At 70.1% G+C, this 22,644-nt stretch carries 17 protein-coding genes and 1 pseudogene; 6 read left to right on the top strand and 12 right to left on the bottom strand.

The window, feature by feature from the left end; translation table 11 throughout:
- Positions 1-4: 4 nt before the first annotated feature.
- From gnd to tkt, 6 genes and pseudogenes are all read right to left on the bottom strand, one after another.
- Positions 5-1,045: a phosphogluconate dehydrogenase (NAD(+)-dependent, decarboxylating) gene (gene gnd, locus ACH45E_RS39375; RefSeq protein WP_361448817.1), complete on the bottom strand. Its 1,041-nt coding sequence runs from the start codon at positions 1,043-1,045 to the stop codon at positions 5-7.
- Positions 937-2,562, bottom strand: a pseudogene (gene pgi / locus ACH45E_RS39370) (glucose-6-phosphate isomerase); the annotation flags it as partial. The gene gnd and the pseudogene pgi, both read right to left, overlap by 109 nt.
- Positions 2,555-3,490 (bottom strand): glucose-6-phosphate dehydrogenase assembly protein OpcA, encoded by a 936-nt coding sequence (opcA, locus tag ACH45E_RS39365; protein ID WP_361448814.1) that lies wholly within the window; start codon positions 3,488-3,490, stop codon positions 2,555-2,557. The gene opcA and the pseudogene pgi, both read right to left, overlap by 8 nt.
- Positions 3,487-5,073, bottom strand: a complete 1,587-nt coding sequence (gene zwf, locus ACH45E_RS39360) for a glucose-6-phosphate dehydrogenase (protein WP_361448811.1) — start codon at positions 5,071-5,073, stop codon at positions 3,487-3,489. Before zwf ends, opcA begins: the two co-directional genes overlap by 4 nt.
- Complete coding sequence (gene tal / locus ACH45E_RS39355; protein ID WP_361448808.1) at positions 5,073-6,215, bottom strand: transaldolase; 1,143 nt, start codon at positions 6,213-6,215, stop codon at positions 5,073-5,075. Before tal ends, zwf begins: the two co-directional genes overlap by 1 nt.
- A gap of 19 nt (positions 6,216-6,234) precedes the next feature.
- Complete coding sequence (gene tkt, locus ACH45E_RS39350) at positions 6,235-8,310, bottom strand: transketolase (RefSeq protein ID WP_361448805.1); 2,076 nt, start codon at positions 8,308-8,310, stop codon at positions 6,235-6,237.
- A 154-nt stretch (positions 8,311-8,464) separates the two neighbouring features.
- On the opposite strand from tkt, the gene ACH45E_RS39345 reads away from it, so the two are divergent.
- A complete protein-coding gene (locus ACH45E_RS39345; RefSeq protein WP_361448802.1) occupies positions 8,465-9,388 on the top strand; it encodes an AraC family transcriptional regulator in 924 nt (307 codons plus the stop codon).
- On the opposite strand, the gene ACH45E_RS39340 is transcribed toward ACH45E_RS39345, so the two are convergent.
- Together ACH45E_RS39340 and ACH45E_RS39335 are read right to left on the bottom strand one after the other, a co-directional pair.
- The gene (locus tag ACH45E_RS39340; protein ID WP_361448799.1) at positions 9,382-10,782 is read right to left on the bottom strand and encodes a glycoside hydrolase family 16 protein; all 1,401 of its coding nucleotides are present in this window, start codon (positions 10,780-10,782) and stop codon (positions 9,382-9,384) included. The genes ACH45E_RS39345 and ACH45E_RS39340 overlap by 7 nt on opposite strands.
- A gap of 213 nt (positions 10,783-10,995) precedes the next feature.
- Entirely contained in the window at positions 10,996-12,267 is a 1,272-nt protein-coding gene (locus ACH45E_RS39335; protein WP_361448796.1) for an Ig-like domain-containing protein, read from the bottom strand.
- 258 nt (positions 12,268-12,525) lie between these two features.
- Here ACH45E_RS39335 and ACH45E_RS39330 point away from each other — a divergent pair, with 258 nt between their 5' ends.
- The gene (locus ACH45E_RS39330; RefSeq protein WP_361448793.1) at positions 12,526-13,623 is read left to right on the top strand and encodes a hypothetical protein; all 1,098 of its coding nucleotides are present in this window, start codon (positions 12,526-12,528) and stop codon (positions 13,621-13,623) included.
- Between the two features lie 36 nt (positions 13,624-13,659).
- Here the strand turns inward: ACH45E_RS39330 and ACH45E_RS39325 are convergent, their stop codons facing one another.
- Together ACH45E_RS39325 and ACH45E_RS39320 are read right to left on the bottom strand one after the other, a co-directional pair.
- Positions 13,660-14,415 (bottom strand): IclR family transcriptional regulator, encoded by a 756-nt coding sequence (locus tag ACH45E_RS39325; protein WP_361448790.1) that lies wholly within the window; start codon positions 14,413-14,415, stop codon positions 13,660-13,662.
- Between the two features lie 71 nt (positions 14,416-14,486).
- Entirely contained in the window at positions 14,487-14,912 is a 426-nt protein-coding gene (locus ACH45E_RS39320) for a MarR family transcriptional regulator (protein ID WP_361448787.1), read from the bottom strand.
- A gap of 276 nt (positions 14,913-15,188) precedes the next feature.
- On the opposite strand from ACH45E_RS39320, the gene ACH45E_RS39315 reads away from it, so the two are divergent.
- The 4 genes from ACH45E_RS39315 to ACH45E_RS39300 are packed head-to-tail and all read left to right on the top strand — an operon-like array spanning position 15,189 to position 18,984.
- On the top strand, positions 15,189-16,106 hold the full coding sequence (locus tag ACH45E_RS39315; RefSeq protein WP_361448784.1) for an SDR family oxidoreductase: 918 nt from the start codon (positions 15,189-15,191) through the stop codon (positions 16,104-16,106).
- An 11-nt stretch (positions 16,107-16,117) separates the two neighbouring features.
- The gene (locus ACH45E_RS39310) at positions 16,118-16,993 is read left to right on the top strand and encodes an amidohydrolase family protein (protein WP_361449174.1); all 876 of its coding nucleotides are present in this window, start codon (positions 16,118-16,120) and stop codon (positions 16,991-16,993) included.
- A 12-nt stretch (positions 16,994-17,005) separates the two neighbouring features.
- Positions 17,006-18,514 (top strand): long-chain fatty acid--CoA ligase, encoded by a 1,509-nt coding sequence (locus ACH45E_RS39305; RefSeq protein WP_361448781.1) that lies wholly within the window; start codon positions 17,006-17,008, stop codon positions 18,512-18,514.
- Between the two features lie 14 nt (positions 18,515-18,528).
- Positions 18,529-18,984, top strand: coding sequence for a MaoC family dehydratase (locus ACH45E_RS39300; RefSeq protein WP_361448778.1), 456 nt, complete (start codon positions 18,529-18,531; stop codon positions 18,982-18,984).
- 98 nt (positions 18,985-19,082) lie between these two features.
- On the opposite strand, the gene ACH45E_RS39295 is transcribed toward ACH45E_RS39300, so the two are convergent.
- Positions 19,083-20,750 carry a PHP domain-containing protein gene (locus ACH45E_RS39295; RefSeq protein WP_361448775.1) on the bottom strand — a complete coding sequence of 556 codons (1,668 nt, stop codon included), beginning with the start codon at positions 20,748-20,750 and terminating at the stop codon, positions 19,083-19,085.
- Between the two features lie 33 nt (positions 20,751-20,783).
- Positions 20,784-22,637 carry a LamG-like jellyroll fold domain-containing protein gene (locus tag ACH45E_RS39290; RefSeq protein WP_361448773.1) on the bottom strand — a complete coding sequence of 618 codons (1,854 nt, stop codon included), beginning with the start codon at positions 22,635-22,637 and terminating at the stop codon, positions 20,784-20,786.
- Positions 22,638-22,644: the final 7 nt, after the last annotated feature.

The following is a 22,644-nucleotide window of genomic DNA, read 5'->3' as shown; positions in this document are numbered from 1 at the left end:
CCGGTCAGTCCTTCGCCGACTCGACGGCGTGCCCGCCGAACTGGTTGCGCAGCGCCGCGATCATCTTCATCTGCGGGGAGTCGTCCTGGCGGGAGGCGAACCGCGCGAAGAGGGAGGCGGTGATCGCGGGCAGCGGCACCGCGTTGTCGATGGCAGCCTCGACGGTCCAGCGGCCCTCGCCGGAGTCCTCCGCGTAGCCGCGCAGCTTCTGAAGGTGCTGGTCGTCGTCGAGGGCGTTGACCGCGAGGTCGAGCAGCCAGGAGCGGATGACGGTGCCCTCCTGCCAGGAGCGGAACACCTCGCGGACGTTGTCCACCGACTTGACCTTCTCCAGGAGCTCCCAGCCCTCGGCGTAGGCCTGCATCATGGCGTACTCGATGCCGTTGTGGACCATCTTCGAGAAGTGCCCGGCACCGACCTTGCCCGCGTGGACGTAGCCGTACGGGCCCTCCGGCTTGAGTGCCTCGAAGACCGGCTCCAGGCGCTCGACGTGCGCCTTGTCGCCGCCGACCATCAGGGCGTAACCGTTCTCCAGGCCCCACACACCGCCGGAGACGCCCGCGTCGACGAAACCGATGCCCTTGATGGCGAGTTCCGCGGCGTGCTTCTCGTCGTCGGTCCAGCGGGAGTTGCCGCCGTCGACGACAGTGTCGCCCTCGGACAGCAGTTCCTTCAGCTCGTCGATGACGGACTGGGTGGCGTGGCCGGCCGGGACCATCACCCACACGATGCGGGGCGCGTCGAGCTTCTCGACCAGTTCGGCGAGGTCCTTGACGTCGGAGAGCTCGGGGTTGCGGTCGTAGCCGATGACGGTGTGGCCCGCGCGGCGGAGCCGCTCGCGCATGTTGCCGCCCATCTTGCCGAGGCCGATCAGGCCCAACTGCATGGCTGTCATATCAGCTTCACTTCTCTCTAGGCGTTCTTGAGCGAGCGGTACGCGGCCACCAGGGCGCGGGTGGACGGGTCGAGGCCGGGTACGTCCGCGCCGTCGGTGAGGGCGGGCTCGACGCGCTTGGCGAGGACCTTGCCCAGTTCCACGCCCCACTGGTCGAAGGAGTCGATGTTCCACACCGCGCCCTGCACGAACACCTTGTGCTCGTAGAGCGCGACGAGCTGGCCGAGGACCGACGGGGTCAGCTCGGGCGCGAGGATCGTCGTGGTGGGGTGGTTGCCACGGAAGGTGCGGTGCGGCACCTGCTCCTCGTCGACGCCCTCGGCCCGCACCTCGTCCGCCGTCTTGCCGAAGGCGAGGGCCTGGGTCTGGGCGAAGAAGTTGGCCATCAACAGGTCGTGCTGGGCCTTGAGTTCCCCGCTCAGCTCGGCCACCGGCCGGGCGAAGCCGATGAAGTCCGCCGGGATCAGCTTCGTACCCTGGTGGATCAACTGGTAGTAGGCGTGCTGCCCGTTGGTGCCCGGCGTCCCCCACACCACGGGACCGGTCTGCCACTCGACGGGACGGCCCTGACGGTCCACCGACTTGCCGTTGGACTCCATGTCCAGCTGCTGCAAGTAGGCGGTGAACTTGGACAGGTAGTGGCTGTAGGGCAGCACCGCGTGCGACTGGGCGTCGAAGAAGTTGTTGTACCAGATGCCCAACAGGCCCAGGATCAGCGGTGCGTTTGCCTCGGCGGGCGCGGCCTGGAAGTGCTCGTCGACGATCCGGAAACCGTCCAGCATCTCCCGGAACCGGTCCGGGCCGATGGCGACCATCAGGGACAGGCCGATGGCCGAGTCGTACGAGTAGCGGCCGCCCACCCAGTCCCAGAACGCGAACATGTTGTCCGGGTCGATGCCGAACTCGGTGACCTTCCCGGCGTTCGTGGACAGGGCCACGAAGTGCTTGGCGACCGCCTTGTCGTCGCCGTCCAGCCCGTCGAGCAGCCACGTGCGCGCCGATGTCGCATTGGTGATCGTCTCGATCGTGGTGAACGTCTTGGACGCGACGATGAACAGGGTCTCCGCCGGGTCCAGGTCGCGGGTCGCCTCGTGCAGGTCCGCGCCGTCCACGTTCGACACGAAACGGAACGTCAGCTCGCGTGCTGTATACGATCGCAGTACTTCGTATGCCATCGCCGGGCCCAGGTCGGAGCCGCCGATGCCGATGTTGACGACGTTGCGGATCCGCCTGCCCGTGTGACCGGTCCACTCACCGGAGCGGACCCGCTCGGCGAACGCCGCCATCCTGTCCAGGACGGCGTGCACCTCGGGGACGACGTTCTCCCCGTCGGCCTCGACCACCGCCTCCCGCGGGGCGCGCAGCGCGGTGTGCAGCACGGCCCGGTCCTCGGTGACGTTGATCCGCTCGCCGCGGAACATCGCGTCCCGCAGGCCGAAGACGCCGGTGGCGGTGGCCAGTTCCTGCAGCAGGGCGAGGGTCTCGTCGGTGACCAGGTGCTTGGAGTAGTCGATGCGCAGGTCGCCTACGGTGACGACGTACCGCTCGGCGCGAGCGGGGTCCGCCGCGAACAGCTCCCTCAGGCTCGGGTGCGGCATCGCGTCCGTGCGATGGTCGTGCAGGGCGGCCCACTCGGGCCGCCGGGTGAGGTTCGGGACGTCAGACATGGGCGCGGATCCCTTCGGCGCCGTCGCCGCGCAAGGCGATGGCGTACATCTCGTCGGCGTCGAGACGGCGCAGCTCCTCGGCGATGAGCTCGGACATGGTCCGCACCTTCAGCGCGAGGGTGCGCGGCGGCTGGCCCGGAAGGGTCAGCGTGGCCAGCGGGCCCTCGGGGCGGTCGATGACGATCTCGCCGCTGTCGGTGCCCAGCCGGACGGCCGTGACCACCGGCCCGGCGGTGACGACGCGGTCGACGTGCACCTTCAGCCGTGCCTCCAGCCAGCGGGCGAGCAGCTCGGCGGCCGGGTTGTCCGCCTCGGCCTCCACGGCCGCCGAGGTCACCTCGGTGCGGGCCTGGTCCAGGGCGGCGGCCAGCATCGACCGCCAGGGAGTGAGCCGGGTCCAGGCGAGGTCGGTGTCGCCGGGCGCGTAGGAGCGCATACGGTCCTGGAGGACCGCGAGGGGGTTCTCGACGGCGTACAGGTCGGTGATCCTGCGCTGCGCGAGCGCGCCGAGGGGGTCCTTCGCGGGGTTCTCCGGCGCCTCCACCGGCCACCACACCACCACCGGCGCGTCCGGCAGCAGCAGCGGCAGGACGACCGAGTCGGCGTGCTGGGACACCTCGCCGTAGGTACGCAGCACGACCGTCTCGCCGGTGCCGGCCTCGGAGCCGACCCGGACCTCCGCGTCCAGCCGGGACTGCGTGCGCTCGCGCGGGCTGCGGGCGTGCCGCTTGATGACGACCAGGGTGCGCGAGGGGTGCTCGTGCGAGGCCTCCTCGGCGGCCTTGATCGCGTCGTAGGCGTTCTCCTCGTCCGTGACGATGACCATCGTCAGGACCATGCCCACAGCAGGGGTTCCGATGGCGCGGCGGCCCTGCACCAGCGCCTTGTTGATCTTGCTTGCCGTGGTGTCGGTCAGGTCGATCTTCATGGCCTGCGCCAGCTCCGTCCGTCTCGTGCGAGCATCTCGTCTGCTTCCTCCGGACCCCATGTGCCCGACGGGTACTGGGCCGGCCTGCCGTGTGCCGCCCAGTACCCCTCGACGGGGTCGAGGATCTTCCAGGACTCTTCCACTTCCTGGTGACGGGGGAACAGGTTGGCGTCGCCCAGCAGCACGTCCAGGATGAGCCGCTCGTACGCCTCCGGGCTGGACTCGGTGAACGACTCGCCGTAGGCGAAGTCCATCGACACGTCCCGGATCTCCATCGAGGTGCCCGGCACCTTGGAGCCGAACCGGACGGTCATGCCCTCGTCCGGCTGGACGCGGATGACGACGGCGTTCTGCCCGAGCTCCTCGGTGGCCGAGGAGTCGAACGGGGAGTGCGGGGCCCGCTTGAACACCACCGCGATCTCGGTGACCCGGCGGCCCAGCCGCTTGCCGGTGCGCAGGTAGAACGGGACGCCCGCCCAGCGGCGGTTGTCGACCTCCAGCTTGACCGCCGCGTAGGTGTCGGTCTTGGACCGCGCGTCGATGCCCTCCTCCTGGAGGTATCCGGGCACCTTCGCACCGCCCTGCCAGCCTTCCGCGTACTGACCGCGGACGGTGCTCGCACCCAGGTCCTTCGGCAGCCGCACCGACTTGAGCACCTTCAGCTTCTCGGTGAGCAGCGCCTCCGCGTCGAAGGCGATGGGTTCCTCCATCGCGGTGAGCGCCATCAGCTGCAGCAGGTGGTTCTGGATGACGTCGCGGGCGGCGCCGATGCCGTCGTAGTAGCCCGCCCGGCCGCCGATGCCGATGTCCTCGGCCATGGTGATCTGTACGTGGTCGACGTACGACCGGTTCCAGATCGGCTCGTACATCTGGTTGGCGAAGCGCAGCGCCAGGATGTTCTGGACGGTCTCCTTGCCGAGGTAGTGGTCGATCCGGAACACCTGGTCCGGCTCGAACACGTCGTGAACGACGGCGTTCAGCTCGCGGGCGCTCGCCAGATCGTGCCCGAACGGCTTTTCGATGACCGCGCGCCGCCAGGCGCCCTGCGGGGGGCTCGCCAGACCGTGCTTCTTCAGCTGCCGCACGACCTTCGGGAAGAACTTCGGCGGCACGGAGAGGTAGAAGGCGAAGTTGCCGCCCGTCCCCCGGGAGGCGTCCAGCTCCTCGACGGCCTGCCGCAGCTGCTTGAACGCGGTGTCGTCGTCGAAGTCGCCCGGGACGAACCGCATGCCCTCGGCGAGCTGCTGCCAGACCTCCTCGCGGAACGGGGTGCGGGCGTGCTCGCGGACCGCGTCGTGCACCACCTGCGCGAAGTCCTGGTCCTCCCAGTCGCGGCGGGCGAAACCCACCAGGGAGAAGCCCGGCGGCAGCAGACCGCGGTTGGCCAGGTCGTACACGGCCGGCATCAGCTTCTTGCGGGACAGGTCACCGGTCACACCGAAGATGACCAGACCCGACGGGCCGGCGATACGGGGCAGTCGGCGGTCGCGCGGATCGCGCAGGGCATTCACCCAGTCGGCCGCCGGGACGACGGGCACCCGCACCGGCTCCGGTGCCGTGCCCTGGTCTTCATTGGTGGTCATTACGCGTCAACTCCCTTGCTGTCCAAGGACTTCGTGACCGCGTCCAGCAGGTCCTGCCAGGCCGCCCCGAACTTGGCGACCCCCTCGTCCTCGAGCTGCCCGACGACCTCCTCGTAGGAGATCCCGAGCCGCTCGACGGCCGCGAGGTCGGCGCGGGCCTGCGGGTAGCCGCCGGTGACCGTGTCGCCGGTGACGGCTCCATGGTCGGCGACCGCGTTCAGGGTGGCCTCCGGCATGGTGTTGACCGTGCCGGGCGCGACCAGATCGTCTACATACAGCGTGTCCTTGTATGCAGGATCCTTCACACCGGTGGATGCCCACAGCGGACGCTGCCTGTTCGCCCGGTCTCCGCCCAGGGCCAGCCAGCGCTCGCCGGAGAAGACGTCCTCGTACGCCTCGTAGGCCAGTCTCGCGTTGGCCAGCGCGGCCCGGCCCCTGAGCGCGAGGGCCTCGTCGGTGCCCAGGACCGTCAGCCGCTTGTCGATCTCGGTGTCGACGCGGGAGACGAAGAACGACGCCACGGAGTGGATGGCGGACAGGTCCAGGCCCTTCGTGCGGGCCTTCTCCAGGCCGGCGAGGTAGGCGTCCATCACCTCGCGGTAACGCTCCAGGGAGAAGATCAGCGTGACGTTGACGCTGATGCCCTGGCCGATGACCTCGGTGATGGCGGGCAGACCCGCCCGGGTCGCCGGGATCTTGATCATGACGTTGGGGCGGTCGACGAGCCAGGCGAGCTGGCGGGCCTCGGCGACGGTGGCCGCGGTGTCGTGGGCCAGGCGCGGGTCGACCTCGATGGAGACGCGGCCGTCACGACCGCCAGTCTTTTCGTATACAGGATGCAGAATGTCGGCGGCTGCCCGCACGTCGGCGGTCGTCAGCATACGCACCGCCTCGTCGACCGTGACGCCCCGCACGGCCAGGTCGGCGAGCTGCTCCTCGTAGCCCGCACCGGAGCCGATGGCGGCCTGGAAGATCGACGGGTTGGTGGTGACGCCGACGACGTCGCCGGCCTCGACCAGCCCGGCCAGGCTGCCGGATTCGATCCGGTGCCGGGACAGGTCGTCCAGCCAGATCGACACGCCCTCGTCGGCGAGGCGCTCGAGTGCTCCCGCGGTCGCGGTCGCTTCGGTCACTGTGATCATCTTCCTTCGTGCGATCGGATCAACCGCGGGCGGCAGCGAGGGATTCCCGGGCCTTGGCGGCGACGTTCTCGGCGGTGAAGCCGAACTCGGCGAACAGGGTCTTGGCGTCGGCGGAGGCGCCGAAGTGTTCGAGGGAGACGATGCGTCCGGCGTCTCCCACGAAGCGGTACCACGTCAGGCCGATGCCCGCCTCCACGGCGACGCGCGCCCGCACCCGAGGCGGGAGCACCCGTTCCCGGTACTCGCGCGGCTGCTCCTCGAACCACTCCACGGACGGCATCGACACCACCCGCGTACCGGTCCCCTCGGCTTCCAGCAGCTCACGGGCGGCCATCGCGAGCTGCACCTCGGAGCCGGTGGCGATCAGGACCACGTCCGGCGCCGGGGTGGAGGACTCCTCGAGGATGTAACCGCCGCGCGCCGCGTCCGGGTTCGGCGCGTATGCGGGCACGCCCTGCCGGGTCAGCGCCAGGCCGTGCGGGGCGGGGTGGGTGGAGTGCCGGCGGAGGATCTCCGTCCAGGCGACGGCGGTCTCGTTGGCGTCGGCCGGACGCACGACGTTGAGTCCGGGGATCGCGCGCAGCGACGCCAGGTGCTCGACGGGCTGGTGGGTGGGGCCGTCCTCGCCGAGGCCGATGGAGTCGTGCGTCCACACGTACGTCACCGGCAGCTGCATCAGCGCGGACATCCGGACCGCGTTGCGCATGTAGTCGGAGAACACCAGGAAAGTGCCGCCGTAGATACGGGTGTTGCCGTGCAGCGCGATGCCGTTCATCTCCGCGGCCATCGAGAACTCGCGGATGCCGAAGTGGACCGTGCGGCCGTACGGGTCCGCCTCCGGCAGCGGGTTGCCCGCGGGGAGGAAGGAGCTGGCCTTGTCGATGGTGGTGTTGTTCGATCCGGCCAGGTCGGCAGAGCCGCCCCACAGCTCGGGGAGTACCGGTCCGAGTGCCTGGAGGACCTTGCCCGAGGCGGCACGGGTCGCGACGGACTTACCGGGCTCGAACACCGGTACGGAGTCCTCCCAGCCCTCCGGCAGGCGGCCCGCGACGATCCGGTCGAACAGCTCGCCGCGTTCCGGCCGGGCCTCGCGCCACTCGGCGATCCGCTTGTCCCAGGCGGCGTGCTCCTCCGCGCCCCGGTCGAGGGCCCGGCGGGTGTGGACCAGGACGTCGCCCGCGACCTCGAAGCTCTTGTCGGGGTCGAAGCCGAGGACCCGCTTGGTCGCGGCCACCTCGTCGGCGCCGAGCGCCGAGCCGTGCGCGGCCTCGGTGTTCCGCGCGGTCGGCGCGGGCCAGGCGATGATCGTGCGCATCGCGATGATGGAGGGGCGGCCGGTCTCGGCCCGCGCGGCCTCCAGCGCCGCGTACAGCGCCCGAACGTCGATGTCGCCGTTCCCGGCGGGCTCGATCCGCTGGGTGTGCCAGCCGTACGCCTCGTACCGCTTCAGCACGTCCTCGGAGAACGCCGTGGCGGTGTCGCCCTCGATGGAGATGTGGTTGTCGTCGTAGAGGAAGACGAGGTTGCCGAGCTTCTGGTGCCCGGCCAGCGAGGAGGCCTCCGCCGAGACGCCCTCCTGGAGGTCGCCGTCGGAGACGATCGCCCAGACGGTGTGGTCGAAGGGGGAGGTGCCCTCGGGGGCGTCCGGGTCGAACAGGCCGCGCTCGTAGCGGGCGGCCATCGCCATGCCGACGGCGTTCGCGACGCCCTGGCCGAGCGGGCCCGTGGTGGTCTCCACGCCGGCGGTGTGCCCGTACTCCGGGTGCCCCGGCGTCTTCGAGCCGTGTGTGCGGAACGCCTTCAGGTCGTCCAGCTCCAGCTCGTACCCGGCGAGGTGGAGCTGGGTGTAGAGGGTCAGCGAGGTGTGGCCGGGGGACAGCACGAAGCGGTCGCGGCCCGCCCACTCCGGGTCGGCCGGGTCATGACGCATCACCTTCTGAAACAAGGTGTACGCCGCCGGGGCCAGGCTCATCGCGGTGCCGGGATGGCCGTTGCCGACCTTCTGCACGGCATCCGCCGCCAGCAGGCGGGCGGTGTCGACGGCACGCCGGTCGAGTTCGGTCCATTCGAAGCTGTCCGGTGTCTGCGTGCTCATCTTCAAGAAATCCTCGATCCGAGCGGATGGCTTGGTCTGACGCGTTCAAACTTAAAAGTCTGACTTTTACGGGGGAAGGTCGCGGTGTGTCAGCCTGTGGTGAAAGTGGGACACCAACGCCGGCAACGCCGGCCACGTGCGGCGCGAGAAGGACATGGCGGACCAAACCATCCAAGGCCCAGAAGGCGACAGCGACGGTGACGGCGGCGTGGACGGGATCAGAACCTTCCCCTTCCCGGTCGAACTCAGCGTCTGCGGCGTCGGCATGCAGATCGGCCCCATGGGCGACGGCCGCACCTGGCACGCCGACGCACCGTTGGAGCGGGTGCACCGCATCGACTTCCACGTCGTGATGCTGTTCACCGACGGTCCCGTACGCCACATGATCGACTTCGCCGAGTACGAGGCCACGGCCGGCGACCTGCTGTGGATCCGCCCGGGGCAGGTCCACCGCTTCTCGCGCACCAGCGAGTACCGCGGAACCGTCCTGACCATGCAACCCGGCTTCCTGCCCCGCGCCACGGTGGAGGCAACCGGCCTGTACCGCTACGACCTGCCGCCCCTGCTCCACCCGGACGAGCCCCGGCTGGCAGCCATCGAGGCATCCCTCGCCCAGCTCCGCCGCGAGTACGAGGACACCACGACGCTTCCGCCCAGCCTGCACACCTCGGTGCTGCGCCACTCCCTCACGGCGTTCCTGCTGCGCCTGGCGCACCTGGCGGCCAGCTCCGAACAGGCGGCCAGGCAGCAGGCCGACACGACGTTCACCCTCTTCCGTGACGCCGTGGAGAAGGGCTTCGCCACCAACCACAGCGTCAGCGCCTACGCCGACGCCCTCGGCTACTCCCGCCGCACCCTGGTCCGCGCGGTCCGCGCCGCCACCGGCGAGACACCCAAGGGCTTCATCGACAAACGCGTCGTCCTGGAGGCCAAACGCCTCCTCGCCCACACGGACATGCCGACAGGCCGCGTCGGGGCGGCCGTGGGCTTCCCCGACGCGGCGAACTTCTCCAAGTTCTTCCAACTCCACACCGGACAGACGCCGGTGGCGTTCCGGGCGGAGCTGGGCGGTCAGTGACCGAAGTCGAACCAGTTCACGTTCACGAAGTCCGACGGCTGGCCGCTGGTGAACGTCAGATAGACGTCATGGGTGCCGGTCACCGAGGCGATGTTGGCCGGGACCGTCCGCCAGCTCTGCCAGCCGCCGGTGTTGGAGACCGCGAAGCTGCCGATGGGGGAGTTGCTGCGGCTGTCGAGGCGCACCTCGACCAGTCCGCTCACCCCGGAGGCGGCGCCGCTCGCCACCCGGCCGTAGAACTGCCTGGCCGCCGTGGAGCCGAAATCGACGCCCTTGTACAGGGCCCAGTCGCCGTTCGCCAGGGAACCGAGGTCCTGGCCGCCGCCGGTGTCCGTGCTGGTCTCGGTGGCCGTGCCGGACTGGCTGTCGTACGACTCCGCCTGAATGGCGCCGTAGGCGTCCCGGTTGCCGGACGGCGGGGGCGTGGTACCGCTCCCACCGCCCGCTGACTGAAGCACCTGCACATAGTCCACGGCCATCGGGTGGCCCGGCTCCGTGCCGCTGTCCGGCCCGCCGCCGAAAGCCGCCGGGAAGCCGCCGCCCATCGCCACGTTCAGGATGACGAAGAAGCCGTGGCTGGTGGCGTTCGCCCAGGTGGTGGCGTCGACCTGACTGGCCTTCACCGTATGGAAGTTGACGCCGTCGAGGTAGAAGCGGATCTCCTCGGGGCTGGTGGAGCGGTCCCACTCCATCGCGTACGTGTGGAAGCCCGCCTGGCAAGTGGTGCCGGAGCAGGGGGTGTTGCCGCCGATGCCGGAGGTCTCGTTGCAGGGCCCGCCCGGGTTGGTGCCGCAGTGCATCGTGGCCCAGTCGGTGTTCAGCCCCTGGACGTTCTCCATGATGTCCAGCTCGCCGACGCTCGGCCAGTTCTGGTAGTTGCCGCGGTAGGGCGCGCCCAGCATCCAGAACGCCGGCCAGTAGCCCTTGGCGGCGGCGCCGGTGACGTTGGGCATCTGTATACGGGATTCGACGCGCAGCTTGCCGCCGGCCGGGGGCTGGAAGTCGGTGCGGGTCGTCTCGATGCGGCCCGAGGTCCAGTTGCCGGAGGAGTCGCGGCGCGGGGTGATGAGCAGGTTGCCGTTGCCGTCGAGGGCGACGTTGCTGGTGCTGGAGGTCATCGTCTCGACCTCGCCGGTGCCCCAGTTGGCGGCGCCGCCCGGGTAGGACGTCCCGGTGTCGTACTGCCAGGCGGAGGTGTTGACGCCGGTCCCTGCCGCGCCGTTGAAGTCGTCCAGGAACACCTGCGTCCAGCCGGACGGTGGCGTGGGCGCCGAGGCGCTGGCGGGGAGGGTGGCGGCCGTCGCGGCGGCTGCCGCGAGACCGAGGGTGCCGAGCACGGCCACTAGCGCACGGCGCAGGGGGCGCCGTCTGGGTATGCCGGAGGTTTCACTCATGGGGAGCCTCTCGGGAACGGAGTCGAAGTGCGCGGGGGCCTTGAGAGCGCTCTCAAGGTGCGGCCAATGTGCTCCCCGCCCCTGCGGTCGTCAAGACTTGAAGCAAGGAAAGTCCCCGATTCGAGGGAGAGTTCACCCGATGAAGCCGGGTGCGGGCCCGGTCGCCGGGCCCAGCCGCAAGGCCCCTCGGGGTTCGTCGGGATCCGTCGGCCCCTAGAGCGCGCTGCCGGCCCTCCAGTCCGACCAGGACAGGTTCCAGCCGTTGAGGCCGTTGGCCGGGTCGACCGTCCTCTCGCCCGAGTTCTTCACGATCACCACGTCGCCGAGCATCGAGGACTCGTAGAACTTGTAGCCGGCCACGGAGCCGTCGTTCGCGCCCTTGGCGTCGTGCAGGCCGACGCAGCCGTGGCTGGTGTTCTCGTGCCCGAACACCGCCGTGGATGCCCAGTAGTTGCCGTGGACGAAGGTGCCGGAGGTGGTCAGCCGCTGGGCGTGCGGCACGTCCGGGATGTCGTACTCGTCGCCGAGCCCGACCGTGGACGACTCCATGCGTGTCTGCTTGAACCGCTCGCTGATCACCATGATCCCGGACCAGGTGGTGTGGTCGGAGTCGCCGCCGGAGACGGGATAGGTGGCGACGCTGGTGCCGTCGCGCCTCACCGTCATCTGCTTGGTGGCGAGGTCGACCGTGCTGATCTGCCGGCGACCGATATGGAATACAACATCCTTTGATTGCATACCGTACACACCGTCCGACCCCTCGATGTCCTTCAGCCGCAGGCTCAGCGTGACCGTGGTGCCGGGCGCCCAGTAGGTCTCCGGCCGGAAGTCGAGCCGGGTGTCGCTGAACCAGTGCCCGACCACCTCGACAGCGGGCTCGGCGGTCACCGTGATCGCCTTCTGCACGGCGGCCCGGTCCGCGACGGCGTGCGTGAAGTTGATCGACACCGGCATGCCGACACCGGAGGTGGATCCCGCCTCGGGCGTGAAGTAGCCGACGAACGTCGCGCCGGGGGCCTTGGTCGTGAAGGTGGTCACCGTCTCTTCGGCGGCGGCGCCTTTCGCCTTGGCCGTCACCGTGTACTTCGTTCCGGAGTACGGGTTCTTCGTCGAGGTCCACTTCGTGCGGGTGTCGTTGTAGGAGCCCGTCAGGGTGGAGCCGTCGTTGCCGGTGACCTTGACGGATGCCAGGGTGCCGTCGGTCGCGGTGACTTCGACGCGGCTGGTGAAGTCGGCCTTCTTGGTGCCCGCCGCGGGCGTCACCGTGATCGTGGCCTTCTTCGTCGTCGCGGCCTGGGCGGGCGCGGTCGCGCCCCCGCCGCCCGCGGCCTGCGAGGTGCCGGTGCCGCCGGAGGAGTCCGGGGAGGAGTCGCATCCGGCGAGGACGGCGGCGGCGGGCACGGCGCCGAGGGCGCCGAGGATCCCGCGCCGGGACCAGTTCCGCGCCCGCTGTCCGGCCCGGTTCGATATGTGCGAGACGCCCACGACACGCCTTTCTGAGTTGTCCGTCTGTGCGTGGGCATACTGCGCGGGTTGTCTGGGTCGCTTCTTTGAATCCGAGGGGTCCTGCCTGAGATTCCGGTGAGGACGGGTGACAGCCGTGCCGCCCGGCCGGCCGAACCCTTGACTCCGCCCGAGCCGCGATTCGATCACGTGTCGGACACGGGTGCCGCCCCGGCGGCACCTGACGGGAAACCTGGGGGCATGGGGAGTTACGGGGGCCGTAGGGGACCTGTGGATTCCGTGCCCACGGGCACATCCCTCGGGCGGGGTGGAGTCGCGGGCGGGCTGTGGAACTGCTGCCTGGCGGTGCTTGTTGTCGCGCTGCTGCTGGTGTGCGGTTTCTGGGTGTGGGTCGCCCGCGCCCCGCGCCACAACGAGAGCGTGGCCCGCGACGACATGAGGAAGTCCGTGGCGGCGAGCACGGCCCGGCTGAAGGCGTCCGCGGCGGACGGCGTGCTGCTGGGCACGGAGATCGACCGGGACGTGGCCGGCGCCCCGGTGAGGCCGCTCCCTGCCGACGTGCGGCGGCGGGGACGGACCGTGACGGTGACCGCCCGGTTCATGGGCGTGGGGCCCGGCTTCATGGGCTCCACGGAGGTCACCGGCTGCTACCGCTTCCGGATCGTCCCGCCCGAGGTCTCCGTCCGCGAAGTGCCCGCCGCGGCCTGCCGCGACCTGCGGCACGACCGCCGCCCGGCCGTCGAGATCGCCCGGGACGTGGTCGCCGAGCTGCGCGAGGCTCTCGCCGACGGCGGACCCGAGGCGGTCGGCAGGGCGGCGGTGTGGCAGACGCCGGGCATCCGGATCCAGGACCAGGAGACCGTGGGCGGCCGGTCCACCGTCCTGGCGTGGGTGGGGACCGGTACCGCCGGTTCCGACTGCTACGCGTTCGCCGTGGACACCGTCACCGTCACGGCGAAGGAGCAGTCCCACAACGGCTGTTACCGCATCGAGCGCGAACAGCAGGCCCGCGACGAGGCCACCCGCAGGGCCGAACTCGACACCGCCGCACGCGAAATCGAGCACCGCATCGACCACGCCCTCACCGACGGCAGGCTCACCGACACCGAACTGGCCGACGCCCTCGACCTGCCCAGGACCGACACGCTCGGGAAGCCGGCGCCCCGCGACCCGGTGGCCGTGGCGGTCCACACTCGCCGGTCGGCCACCGGGGTGAGGGTCGAGGCCAAGGTCAACGCACTCGACCAGTCGTCGTGGAACGAGGGATGCTACGAGTTCACGGTCCGCCCGCGCGAGCGGTCCGTCACCCGCCGCGCGACGGGCACGGCCTGTCTCGTGCCGACCGCGCCCTCCTCCACCGCGCCGGACCCTGGCTGACCAGGGGCACCGGCGGACGGCGCCCGGCGCAGACGCTCAGGGGGTCCGTTCCGGCTGCCAGCCCAGCGCCCGGGATATCCCACGTGCCGCCAGCCGTACCGCCGGTGCCAGCACCGGTACCTGGGCGGCCTGTTGAGGGACGACGACGGACACGGCGGCGACCACGGCCCCGCCCGGGCCGCGCACGTCGGCCGCCACCGACAGCGCGTCCTCCGTGACCTGACGGTCACTCACCGCCACGCCGGTACGGCGTACTTCGGCCAGCACCCGGCGCAGCCGCGCCGGATCGGTGATCGTGTACGGGGTGAAGGAGGCGAGGGGACCGGCGCAGTACTCCTCCTGGAAGCCGGTGCCGGAGTGCGCCAGCAGCGCGAGCCCGACCCCGGTGGCGTGCAGGGGCCAGCGCGCCCCGACCCGGATGTGCACGCCGACCGCCGAACGGCCCGAGATCCACTCGATGTAGACGACCTCGGACCCGTCCCGCACCGCCATCTGCACGTTCTCGTGCGTCGCCTCGTACAGGTCCTCCAGGTACGGCAGCGCGATCTGCCTGAGCGCCAGGCCGCGCGGCGCCAGGGCGGCGATTTCCCACAGCCTGAGACCGACGTGGTAGGCACCGTCCGGGTCCCGTTCCAGGGCGCCCCACTCGGTGAGCGCGGCGACCAGTCGGTGCGTGGTGGTGAGGGTGAGCCCCGCCCGGCGGCTGATGTCCGTCAGGCACAGCGCCGGATGCTCGTGGTCGAACGCGGCGAGCACCGACAGCAGTCGGTCGGGCGCGGAACGGACGGTCATCGCCGAGTGCCCCTTTCCAGCGGTGCGGCATCGGTTTCCAGCGGTGGGGCCTCAGTCTTCGGCGGTGCGGCTCAGGAGAGCCCGTCCTCGGCGACCCGCAGGAGCAGCGCGTGCAGCGTCTCCCGCTCGGCCGGATCCAGGGGGGCCAGGAGTTCCCCGGTGACGCGCAGGCCGGCCTCGTCGGTGTCGCGCAGGAAGGCCCGGCCCGCACCGGTGAGTACGACGATGCGGCTGCGGCGGTCGTCGGGGGCGGGGCGGCGTTCGGCGAAGCCCAGCTTCTCCAGGTCGTCGACCAGGCCGACGATCGCGCTCGGGTCGTAGCCGAGCCGCGTGCTCAGTTCCCGCTGGAGGGCTCCCTCGGAGGTGGTGAGGAAGCGCAGCAGCGCGTAGTGGCGCAGGCGCAGGCCCGACTCCTGCAGGAAGGCGTTGAACAACTGCCCGGAGCGCAGGCCCAGCCGGTACAGCAGGTAGCCGGTGTCGGCGTGCAGGCCGCGCATCCACGGCTCCTGCGCGTCGAGGCTGGGGTTCGTGGCGTGCTGGCGGGTGATGGCGGTTCTCCCTCGTCTCGGCCGGCCCGGACGTCGTCCGGCCGTCGCAGGCCAGCATGCCCCACCCGTAGGTCTGGGACAACTATTGACGTCAACAATTATTGCTCTTAGCTTCGATCTCGAAGTCGCGGCACACAGCCACGGCACCGCATCGCCTTGTGAACTGCTTCGCCCTGTGAACCGCACCGCCTCGTGAACCGCTTCGCCTTGTGAAGGGACTCGCCCGTGTCCAGCATCGATCTCACCGGCAAGGCCGCCGTCGTCACCGGCAGCGGCCGGGGCCTCGGCCTCGCCTACGCCCATGCCCTCGCCGCCCACGGGGCGTCCGTGGTCGTCAACGACATCGACGAGGACGTCGCCGAGCAAGCCGTGAAGTCCATCGTCGAGGCGGGCGGCACGGCCGTCGCGGAGGTGGTCCCGGTCGGTACCGCCGAGGCCGCCGAGCGGCTGGTCGGCCGTGCGGTCGAGGAGTTCGGCAGGCTGGACGTCCTGGTCACCAACGCCGGCATCCTGCGCGACAAGGTGCTGTGGAAGATGACCGACGAGGACTTCGACGCGGTGATCACCACCCACCTCAAGGGCACCTTCACCTGCGCCCGGGCCGCCGCCGTCCGCATGCGTGAGCAGGGCGAGGGCGGCACCCTGATCCTGGTCGGCTCCCCGGCGGGCCAGCGCGGCAATTTCGGCCAGACCAACTACGCCGCCGCCAAGGCGGGCATCGCCGCCATGGCCCGTACCTGGTCGATGGAGCTGGCCCGCGCGGCCATCACCGTCAACGCGATCGTGCCGGTCGCCGCGACCGCCATGACCGAGACCATCCCCGCCTTCGCCCCGTACGTCGAGGCCATGAAGAACGGTGAGCCGCTGCCGGACTTCCTGCGCAAGGGCGAGGGTTTCGGCAGCCCCGAGGACTGCGCGGCCCTCGTCCCGTTCCTCGCCTCCGAGGCCGCGCGCGGCATCACCGGCCAGGCCATCGGCATCGGCGGCGACAAGGTGGCACTCTGGTCGCATCCGCAGGAGATCAGGGCGGCCTACGCCGACGGCGGCTGGACCCCGGACGCCCTGGCCGACGCGTGGGCCGGTTCGGTCGGCGCGGAAGCGCAGACCGTCGGCATCCCGGCGCCCAAGTTCCCGGAGGCGTGATGGACCTCGGCATGAACCTCGAGGAACTCGTCGCGATCGACGTCCACACTCACGCGGAGGTGTCCTCCAAGGGCCACTCCTCCCTGGACGACGACCTGCACGACGCCTCCTCCGCCTACTTCAAGGTCGAGGGCAAGCGGAAGCCGACCCTTCAGGAGACGGCCGCGTACTACCGCGAACGGAAGATGGCCGCCGTGATCTTCACGGTGGACGCCGAGTCCGCCACCGGCACCGCGCCGGTCCCCAACGAGGAGGTCGCCGAGGCCGCGGCCGCCAACGCGGACGTGCTGATCCCGTTCGCCTCCATCGACCCCTTCCGGGGGAAGGCGGGCGTCAGGCAGGCCCGCCGCCTGGTCGAGGAGTACGGGGTGAAGGGCTTCAAGTTCCACCCCAGCATCCAGGGTTTCTTCCCCGACGACCGCTCGGTGGCGTACGACCTGTACGAGGTGATCGAGGAGACGGGCACCATCGCCCTCTTCCACACCGGCCAGACGGGCATCGGCGCCGGAGTCCCCGGCGGGGGCGGGATCAGGCTGAAGTACTCCAACCCGCTCCACGTGGACGACGTCGCCGCCGACTTCCCGCATCTGAAGATCATCCTGGCGCATCCGTCCTTCCCCTGGCAGGACGAGGCGCTCGCCGTCGCCACGCACAAGCCGGGCGTGCACATCGACCTGTCCGGCTGGTCGCCGAAGTACTTTCCGCCGCAACTGGTGCAGTACGCCAACACGCTGCTGAAGGACAAGGTCCTCTTCGGCTCCGACTTCCCCGTCCTCACCCCCGACCGCTGGCTCGCCGACTTCGAGAAGCTGCCGATCAAGGACGAGGTCCGGCCGAAGATCCTCAAGGAGAACGCCGCCCGTCTGCTCGGGCTGACGAAACCGTGAAGGGGGCGTCGGATGCGCAATGAGGGACTGGGGTCGTGGCCCGCCCGGCGGGCCCGCAAGACCCCGCACCGCACGGCCCTGGTACACGGTGACCGGTCCACCGACTACCGCACACTGTATGCGCGCACCACGCGCCTGGCCCACGTCCTGCGCGCCCGGGGGGTCCGCCGAGGTGACCGCATCGCCTACCTCGGCCCCAACCACCCCGCCTACCTGGAGACGCTGTTCGCCGCGGGCACCCTCGGCGCGGTCTTCGTCCCCCTCAACACCCGCCTCGCAGGCCCGGAGATCGCCTACCAGCTCGCCGACTCCGGCGCCAAGGCCCTCGTGTACGGTCCCAGCCACGCAGGGCTCGTCGCCGGACTGCCCGGCGAGACCGGCGTACGGACATACGTCGAGGTGGGCGCCGAGTACGAGGAGGCGGTGGCCGCCGCCCCGCTGGACCCCATCGACGAACCGGTCACCGCTGACGACACCTGCCTCATCATGTACACCTCGGGGACGACCGGCCGCCCCAAGGGCGCGATGCTCACCCACGGCAACCTCACCTGGAACGCCGTCAACGTCCTCGTCGACCACGACCTGATCGCCGATGAACGCGCCCTGGTCTCGGCCCCGTTGTTCCACACGGCCGGCCTCAACATGCTCACCCTGCCGGTACTGCTCAAGGGCGGGACCTGCGTCCTGGTGGACGCCTTCGACCCCGACGCGACCTTCGACCTGATCGAACGGCACCGCATCACCTTCATGTTCGGCGTGCCGACCATGTTCGACCAGGTGGCCCGGCACCCCCGCTGGGCGGGCGCCGACCTGTCCTCCCTCCGCATCCTCACCTGCGGCGGTTCGCCCGTCCCGACCCCGCTCATCGCCGCCTACCAGGAGCGCGGCCTGACCTTCCTCCAGGGCTACGGCATGACCGAGGCCTCGCCCGGCACCCTCTTCCTGGACGCCGGACACGCCGTGACCAAGGCGGGGTCGGCGGGCGTACCGCACTTCTTCAGCGACGTACGCGTCGTCGGGCCGGACCTCACCCCGGTCGACGTCGGCGAGACCGGCGAGGTCGTGGTGCGCGGCCCGCACGTCATGCCCGGCTACTGGGGGCTGCCCGAGGAGACCGCCGCCTCCTTCGTGGACGGCTGGTTCCGCAGCGGGGACGCGGCACGGGTCGACGAGGACGGCTATGTGTACATCGTCGACCGTATGAAGGACATGATCATCTCGGGTGGGGAGAACGTCTACCCCGCCGAGATCGAGGACCGGCTCCTCGCCCATCCCGACATCGTCGAATGCGCTGTCATCGGTGTGCCGGACGACAAGTGGGGCGAGGTGCCGCGCGCCGTCGTCGTACCCCGCGAGGGCGCCGCCCTCGACGCCGACGAGGTGCTCGCCTCCCTGGCCGGCCGCCTCGCCAAGTACAAGGTCCCCAAGTCCGTGGTGATCGCGGACGAACTCCCGCGCACCGCGTCGGGAAAGCTCCTCAAGTCCCGGGTGCGTCAGCGCTACGGCAACCAACTCCCCTAAGGAACAAGGTACTCATGAGCGTTACCGTCAACGGCCTGGACGAACTGAAGAAGCTGGCCGGCAGCGACCTCGGCAGCAGCGAGTGGATCGAGGTCACCCAGGAGCGCATCGACACCTTCGCCGACGCCACCGGCGACCACCAGTGGATCCACGTCGACCCGCAGCGGGCCGCCGAAGGGCCGTTCGGCGCGCCCATCGCCCACGGCTATCTGACGCTGTCCCTGTTCATCCCTCTGTTCACCGAACTGCTGGACGTCCAGGGAGTCACCACCAAGGTCAACTACGGCCTGAACAAGGTGCGTTTCCCCGCGCCCGTCAAGGTCGGCTCCCGAATCCGCCTGGTGGCACGACTGGCTGAGGTCGAGGAGGTGCCCGGCGGGGTGCAGATCACCGTCGACGGCACGATCGAGATCGACGGCGGCGGGAAGCCCGCCGCCGTCCTGCAGAGTTTGTCCCGGTTCTACGCCTGACGTCTACTGTCTACGAACTTCGTCTACAGTCTGCGATTTTCGTCTGCCGTCTACGGTCTTCGTCTACCGTCCGCGGTCTTCGTCTACGGCCCGCGGTATCAGGCGCCCACCACGTCGACGAAGACTGGATTCGAGTAGAACCACGTGTCGGCCCACGGGTCACCGTTCCCGGGCTCGTGGGGAATCGGGCCGTGCGGGTCGACGGCGGCGCCCAGGTAGCCGGCCCCGTGCCGGTTGCCGTCGCTGCCGCGGAGCCGGACGTAGAAGGACTCGTCGCCCACCGGCAGCGGGATGCGCAGTGTGTATCTTCCCTTGCGACCGGACACGTCCGTCGTGTGCACGACCTTCGTGTCCGGCGCCTTCCAGGTGTCGCGGTCGCCCACCGGACCGCGCACCGCGCCCCGGATCACGTCCACCTGGGCCAACTGGGGCAGGATCCCCTGCGGGTTGGCCCGGGAAGCCGTCGTCACCGTCACGTACAGCGTGGTCTTCTCGCCCTTGCGGACCCGCAGCCGCCCGCCGAGCGTGACGCCCCGGCCGGCGTCGCAGTCGCGCTTCAGGCGGACGTCGAGCCCGTCGAGCAGATGCCCGTGGTCGAGCCAGACCCGGCCCGCGCGCAGGCCCGCCATCACCGCGCGGTAACCGTAGCGGGTCACGCCCACATGAGTGCGGCTGAACTGACCGGGCCAGAAGTCGCCGCCGGGCTGTGGGGAGTCCGTGTTCACCGGGTCGGGGATCTTGCCGGTGTTGTCGAAGTTCTCGCCGGGCGGCCAGTCGCCGTTCTTCCAGGTGTCGAAGACGACCCGGTGCACATCGGAGTTGGTGGTGATCGTGAACAGCTTGCCCTCGGCGAGCATCGAGTCCCATATACCGCCGACCGTCGCCGTCATCCAGTCGAAACCGCCGTACAGTACGTAGGCGTTCTCCGGGTAGCCGGCCCAGGAGTTCACGGACGGCTTGTTGGTGTACTCGCCGCGCTGCGAGTCGGGGCCCTCCCAGCCGGGGATGCCCCCGCCCTGCGCGCCGGGGGCGCCCTCCATGCCGATCATGATCTCGGGTGCCGCGTCCCGCCAGTTGCGCATCTCGTGCGGGGAGTCGATGCCCAGCCGCATCGGGTGGTTCGCGAGTACGAGGACGTCGTCGACGAATCCGGTACGGCGCTGTTCGGCGAGCCACTGGATGGCCTTGACCGCGTGTGCCTCGTTGCGTGCAGTGTTCGGATTGTCCGGGGCGCCGTCCGTGTAGCCGAGAAGCTTGCCGTCGTAGGCCAGCTCGAACTGCGTCAGCACGTCGACTTCGTTGGGGCCGGGTGCGGCGAAGATCGTGCAGTGCTCGGCCGCCGGGATGTACCACTCCAAGCCCTGGAAGATCAGCTGACGCGGGTTCTCGGCGCGGGCCTTGAGGATCTCCTCGTGCTCCATCTTGGCGCCGTACCAGGCGTGCCCGAAGTTGGAGTGCTCGTTGAACACCATCCAGTCGAGGCCGTACTTGGCGGCCGCAGTGGCCAACTGGGAGAAGGTGTACTTCGCGTCGTGGCTGTAGACACTGTGGACGTGGTGGTCACCGACGACGTAGGCGAGGCCAGGGTCGTTGCCGCCGAAGCGGTCCGCGGCTACAGCCTCGGGCATCGCCGCTGAGCCGAGGGTGAACGCGGCGCCGAACAGGCCCGCCCGGCGCAAGAGTTGACGACGGGAGACACCTTGGGCATCAAGGGTGGTGGGTGAGACGGACGGATCGGCCCAGGAGGGCACCTGTTGTTCGGTCATGATTGTTCCTCGGGGGGGGGGGGAGTTGCTGTGTCAGCGGTTCATGAACGAGGTGACGGGCAGCGCCCGCGAGACGATCCGGACGTCGCCGAGGCGGCCGTGCAGGATCTGGTCGATCTTGCCGGCGTACTCGTAGCCGCCGAGCAGCCACGGCAGTCCGACGGAGGTGATGCCGGCCGCGGCGGCCTTCGGATTGCGGACGACCGGGCAGCCCTCGACGTACAGGGTGGTGTGCTTGCCGTCGTTGACGACCGCGAGATGCCACCAGGTCTCCAGCGGGGTCTCCTGGCCCCAGTTGGTGGCGATGCCCTCCTGGTTGAGCGGGCGCATCGCCCACTGCGGCTCGCGGTCGTTGGACAGCGACAGTGTGGCGAGGGGCTCGTCGGGGTCGTCGGCGGTCTTGCCGGCGGCGCCGCCCGTGCCGGTGCGGCTGACGATGCCGGACCAGGCGTTGTGGTCGGGGTCCCAGTCGGCGGGCAGCCGGTAGAACGCCTCGATGGTGTAACCGTCCTTGAAGCCGGCCGAGTTGAGCGGTGCGTCGTCGACCGTCATCAGATACGCGCCCTTCAGCGGCGACTTGTAGCCTCGGAACTCCAGGCTGCCGTGGCCGGGCTGGTCGGGATGGTGGTCGGAGGACCAGGCCAGGGCGCCGCCGCCCACCGTGACGAGGGTGAGGTCATTGCCGCGTCCGGACAGGTCGCGGACGGTGCCCGTGACGGCCGTACCGTCGTCGTGTCCGTCGAAGCGCCAGTAGGCGACCGTGCCGGGAACCAGTACCTTGGACGCGGGGCGCGCCGGGCGTGCTGGGACCGGGGCGAACCCGGAGAAACGTTTCTCGAAGTCGATCTCCACTGAGAAGCGGTCGGCGTCGCCGCTCAGCTCGATCTCCTCTCGCTCCAGCTCGTTCAGGCCTTTCGCGGCCCGGCCCAGGATCCACGGGGAGACCGTCTCCACGTCGATGACGTTCCGGTCCAGGTCGAAGCGGTAGAGGCGGATCATGGCCGCGCCGCCGAAGTAGCGGTTCTGGTAGTTCGTGAGGTGCAGGTGCACCTCGTTGCCCGCCGCGTTCTTACGGGCCGCCCGGCCGGCCGGCCAGTAGTGGCCGTTCAGGGTCAGGAAGATCTGGTCGTGGTCCTCGATCAGCTGGTCCCACAGCTGCTGCCCGTACGCCGACAACTGACCGTCTCCGACGACCAGTTCGTGCGTGGTGAGGATGACGGGCGTCTTCGGGTGCCGCGCGAGGACGTCCTTCGCCCAGGCGTACCCCTTCGCCGACAGCCGCCAGTCCAGCGCCAGCACCATCCACTCGCGTCCCGCGGCCCTGAACAGGTGGTAGGTGTTGTAGCCGTCCGCGGAGGCGCCCCCGAACGTCGGCCTGCTCTTGAAGCGCTGCGGTCCGAAGGCGTCCAGGTACGGGGTCGAGCCGCGCTGGTCGTCCGTCGAGGACTTCACGTCGTGGTTCCCGGCGAGGACGCTGTAGCCGACGCCCCGCCGGTCGAGGATCCCGAACGCCTCGCCGATCGCGGCGAATTCGTCCTGGGCGCCGTTCTGCGTGAGGTCGCCGAGGTGGGAGAGGAAGACGAGGTTCTCGTCCCTGCCGTGCTCGAGGAGGTAGCGCAGGGACGCCTCCACCGGCGCCTTGTCGATGCTGGGTCCGTCGAAGAGGTACTGGGTGTCGGGCATCACGGCGAGGGTGAAGCGCCGGCTGTCGGGATCCGGGCGCAGGCCACCGGCTGCCGGCGCCGGGGCGGCCTCGGCGCCGGCAGCCGGCAGCGCGACGCCTGCCGTGGCGACGGCGCCGAGCAGCGCGGTGGCCCTGAGGAAACTGCGTCTGCCGGCGTCGGCCTGCGCGGCCTCGCCCTGGGTGTGGTCATGCGACTTACACATGTGTGCT

Origin of the sequence: Streptomyces sp. NPDC020299, from assembly GCF_044387825.1 — a bacterium.
Taxonomy (GTDB): Bacteria; Actinomycetota; Actinomycetes; order Streptomycetales; family Streptomycetaceae; genus Streptomyces.
The sequence above is the reverse complement of the archived record's forward strand: the minus strand, read 5'-3'. Positions and strand labels throughout refer to the sequence as shown.

Bases quoted from the DNA above. Each gene is read 5' to 3' on its own strand.
- opcA (WP_361448814.1), bottom strand. From the start codon at position 3,490: ATGAAGATCGACCTGACCGACACCACGGCAAGCAAGATCAACAAGGCG.
- zwf (WP_361448811.1), bottom strand. From the start codon at position 5,073: ATGACCACCAATGAAGACCAGGGCACGGCACCGGAGCCGGTGCGGGTG.
- tal (WP_361448808.1), bottom strand. From the start codon at position 6,215: ATGATCACAGTGACCGAAGCGACCGCGACCGCGGGAGCACTCGAGCGC.
- tkt (WP_361448805.1), bottom strand. From the start codon at position 8,310: ATGAGCACGCAGACACCGGACAGCTTCGAATGGACCGAACTCGACCGG.
- ACH45E_RS39345 (WP_361448802.1), top strand. From the start codon at position 8,465: ATGGCGGACCAAACCATCCAAGGCCCAGAAGGCGACAGCGACGGTGAC.
- ACH45E_RS39340 (WP_361448799.1), bottom strand. From the start codon at position 10,782: ATGAGTGAAACCTCCGGCATACCCAGACGGCGCCCCCTGCGCCGTGCG.
- ACH45E_RS39325 (WP_361448790.1), bottom strand. From the start codon at position 14,415: ATGACCGTCCGTTCCGCGCCCGACCGACTGCTGTCGGTGCTCGCCGCG.
- ACH45E_RS39320 (WP_361448787.1), bottom strand. From the start codon at position 14,912: ATGCGCGGCCTGCACGCCGACACCGGCTACCTGCTGTACCGGCTGGGC.
- ACH45E_RS39310 (WP_361449174.1), top strand. From the start codon at position 16,118: ATGAACCTCGAGGAACTCGTCGCGATCGACGTCCACACTCACGCGGAG.
- ACH45E_RS39305 (WP_361448781.1), top strand. From the start codon at position 17,006: ATGCGCAATGAGGGACTGGGGTCGTGGCCCGCCCGGCGGGCCCGCAAG.
- ACH45E_RS39300 (WP_361448778.1), top strand. From the start codon at position 18,529: ATGAGCGTTACCGTCAACGGCCTGGACGAACTGAAGAAGCTGGCCGGC.
- ACH45E_RS39295 (WP_361448775.1), bottom strand. From the start codon at position 20,750: ATGACCGAACAACAGGTGCCCTCCTGGGCCGATCCGTCCGTCTCACCC.
- ACH45E_RS39290 (WP_361448773.1), bottom strand. From the start codon at position 22,637: ATGTGTAAGTCGCATGACCACACCCAGGGCGAGGCCGCGCAGGCCGAC.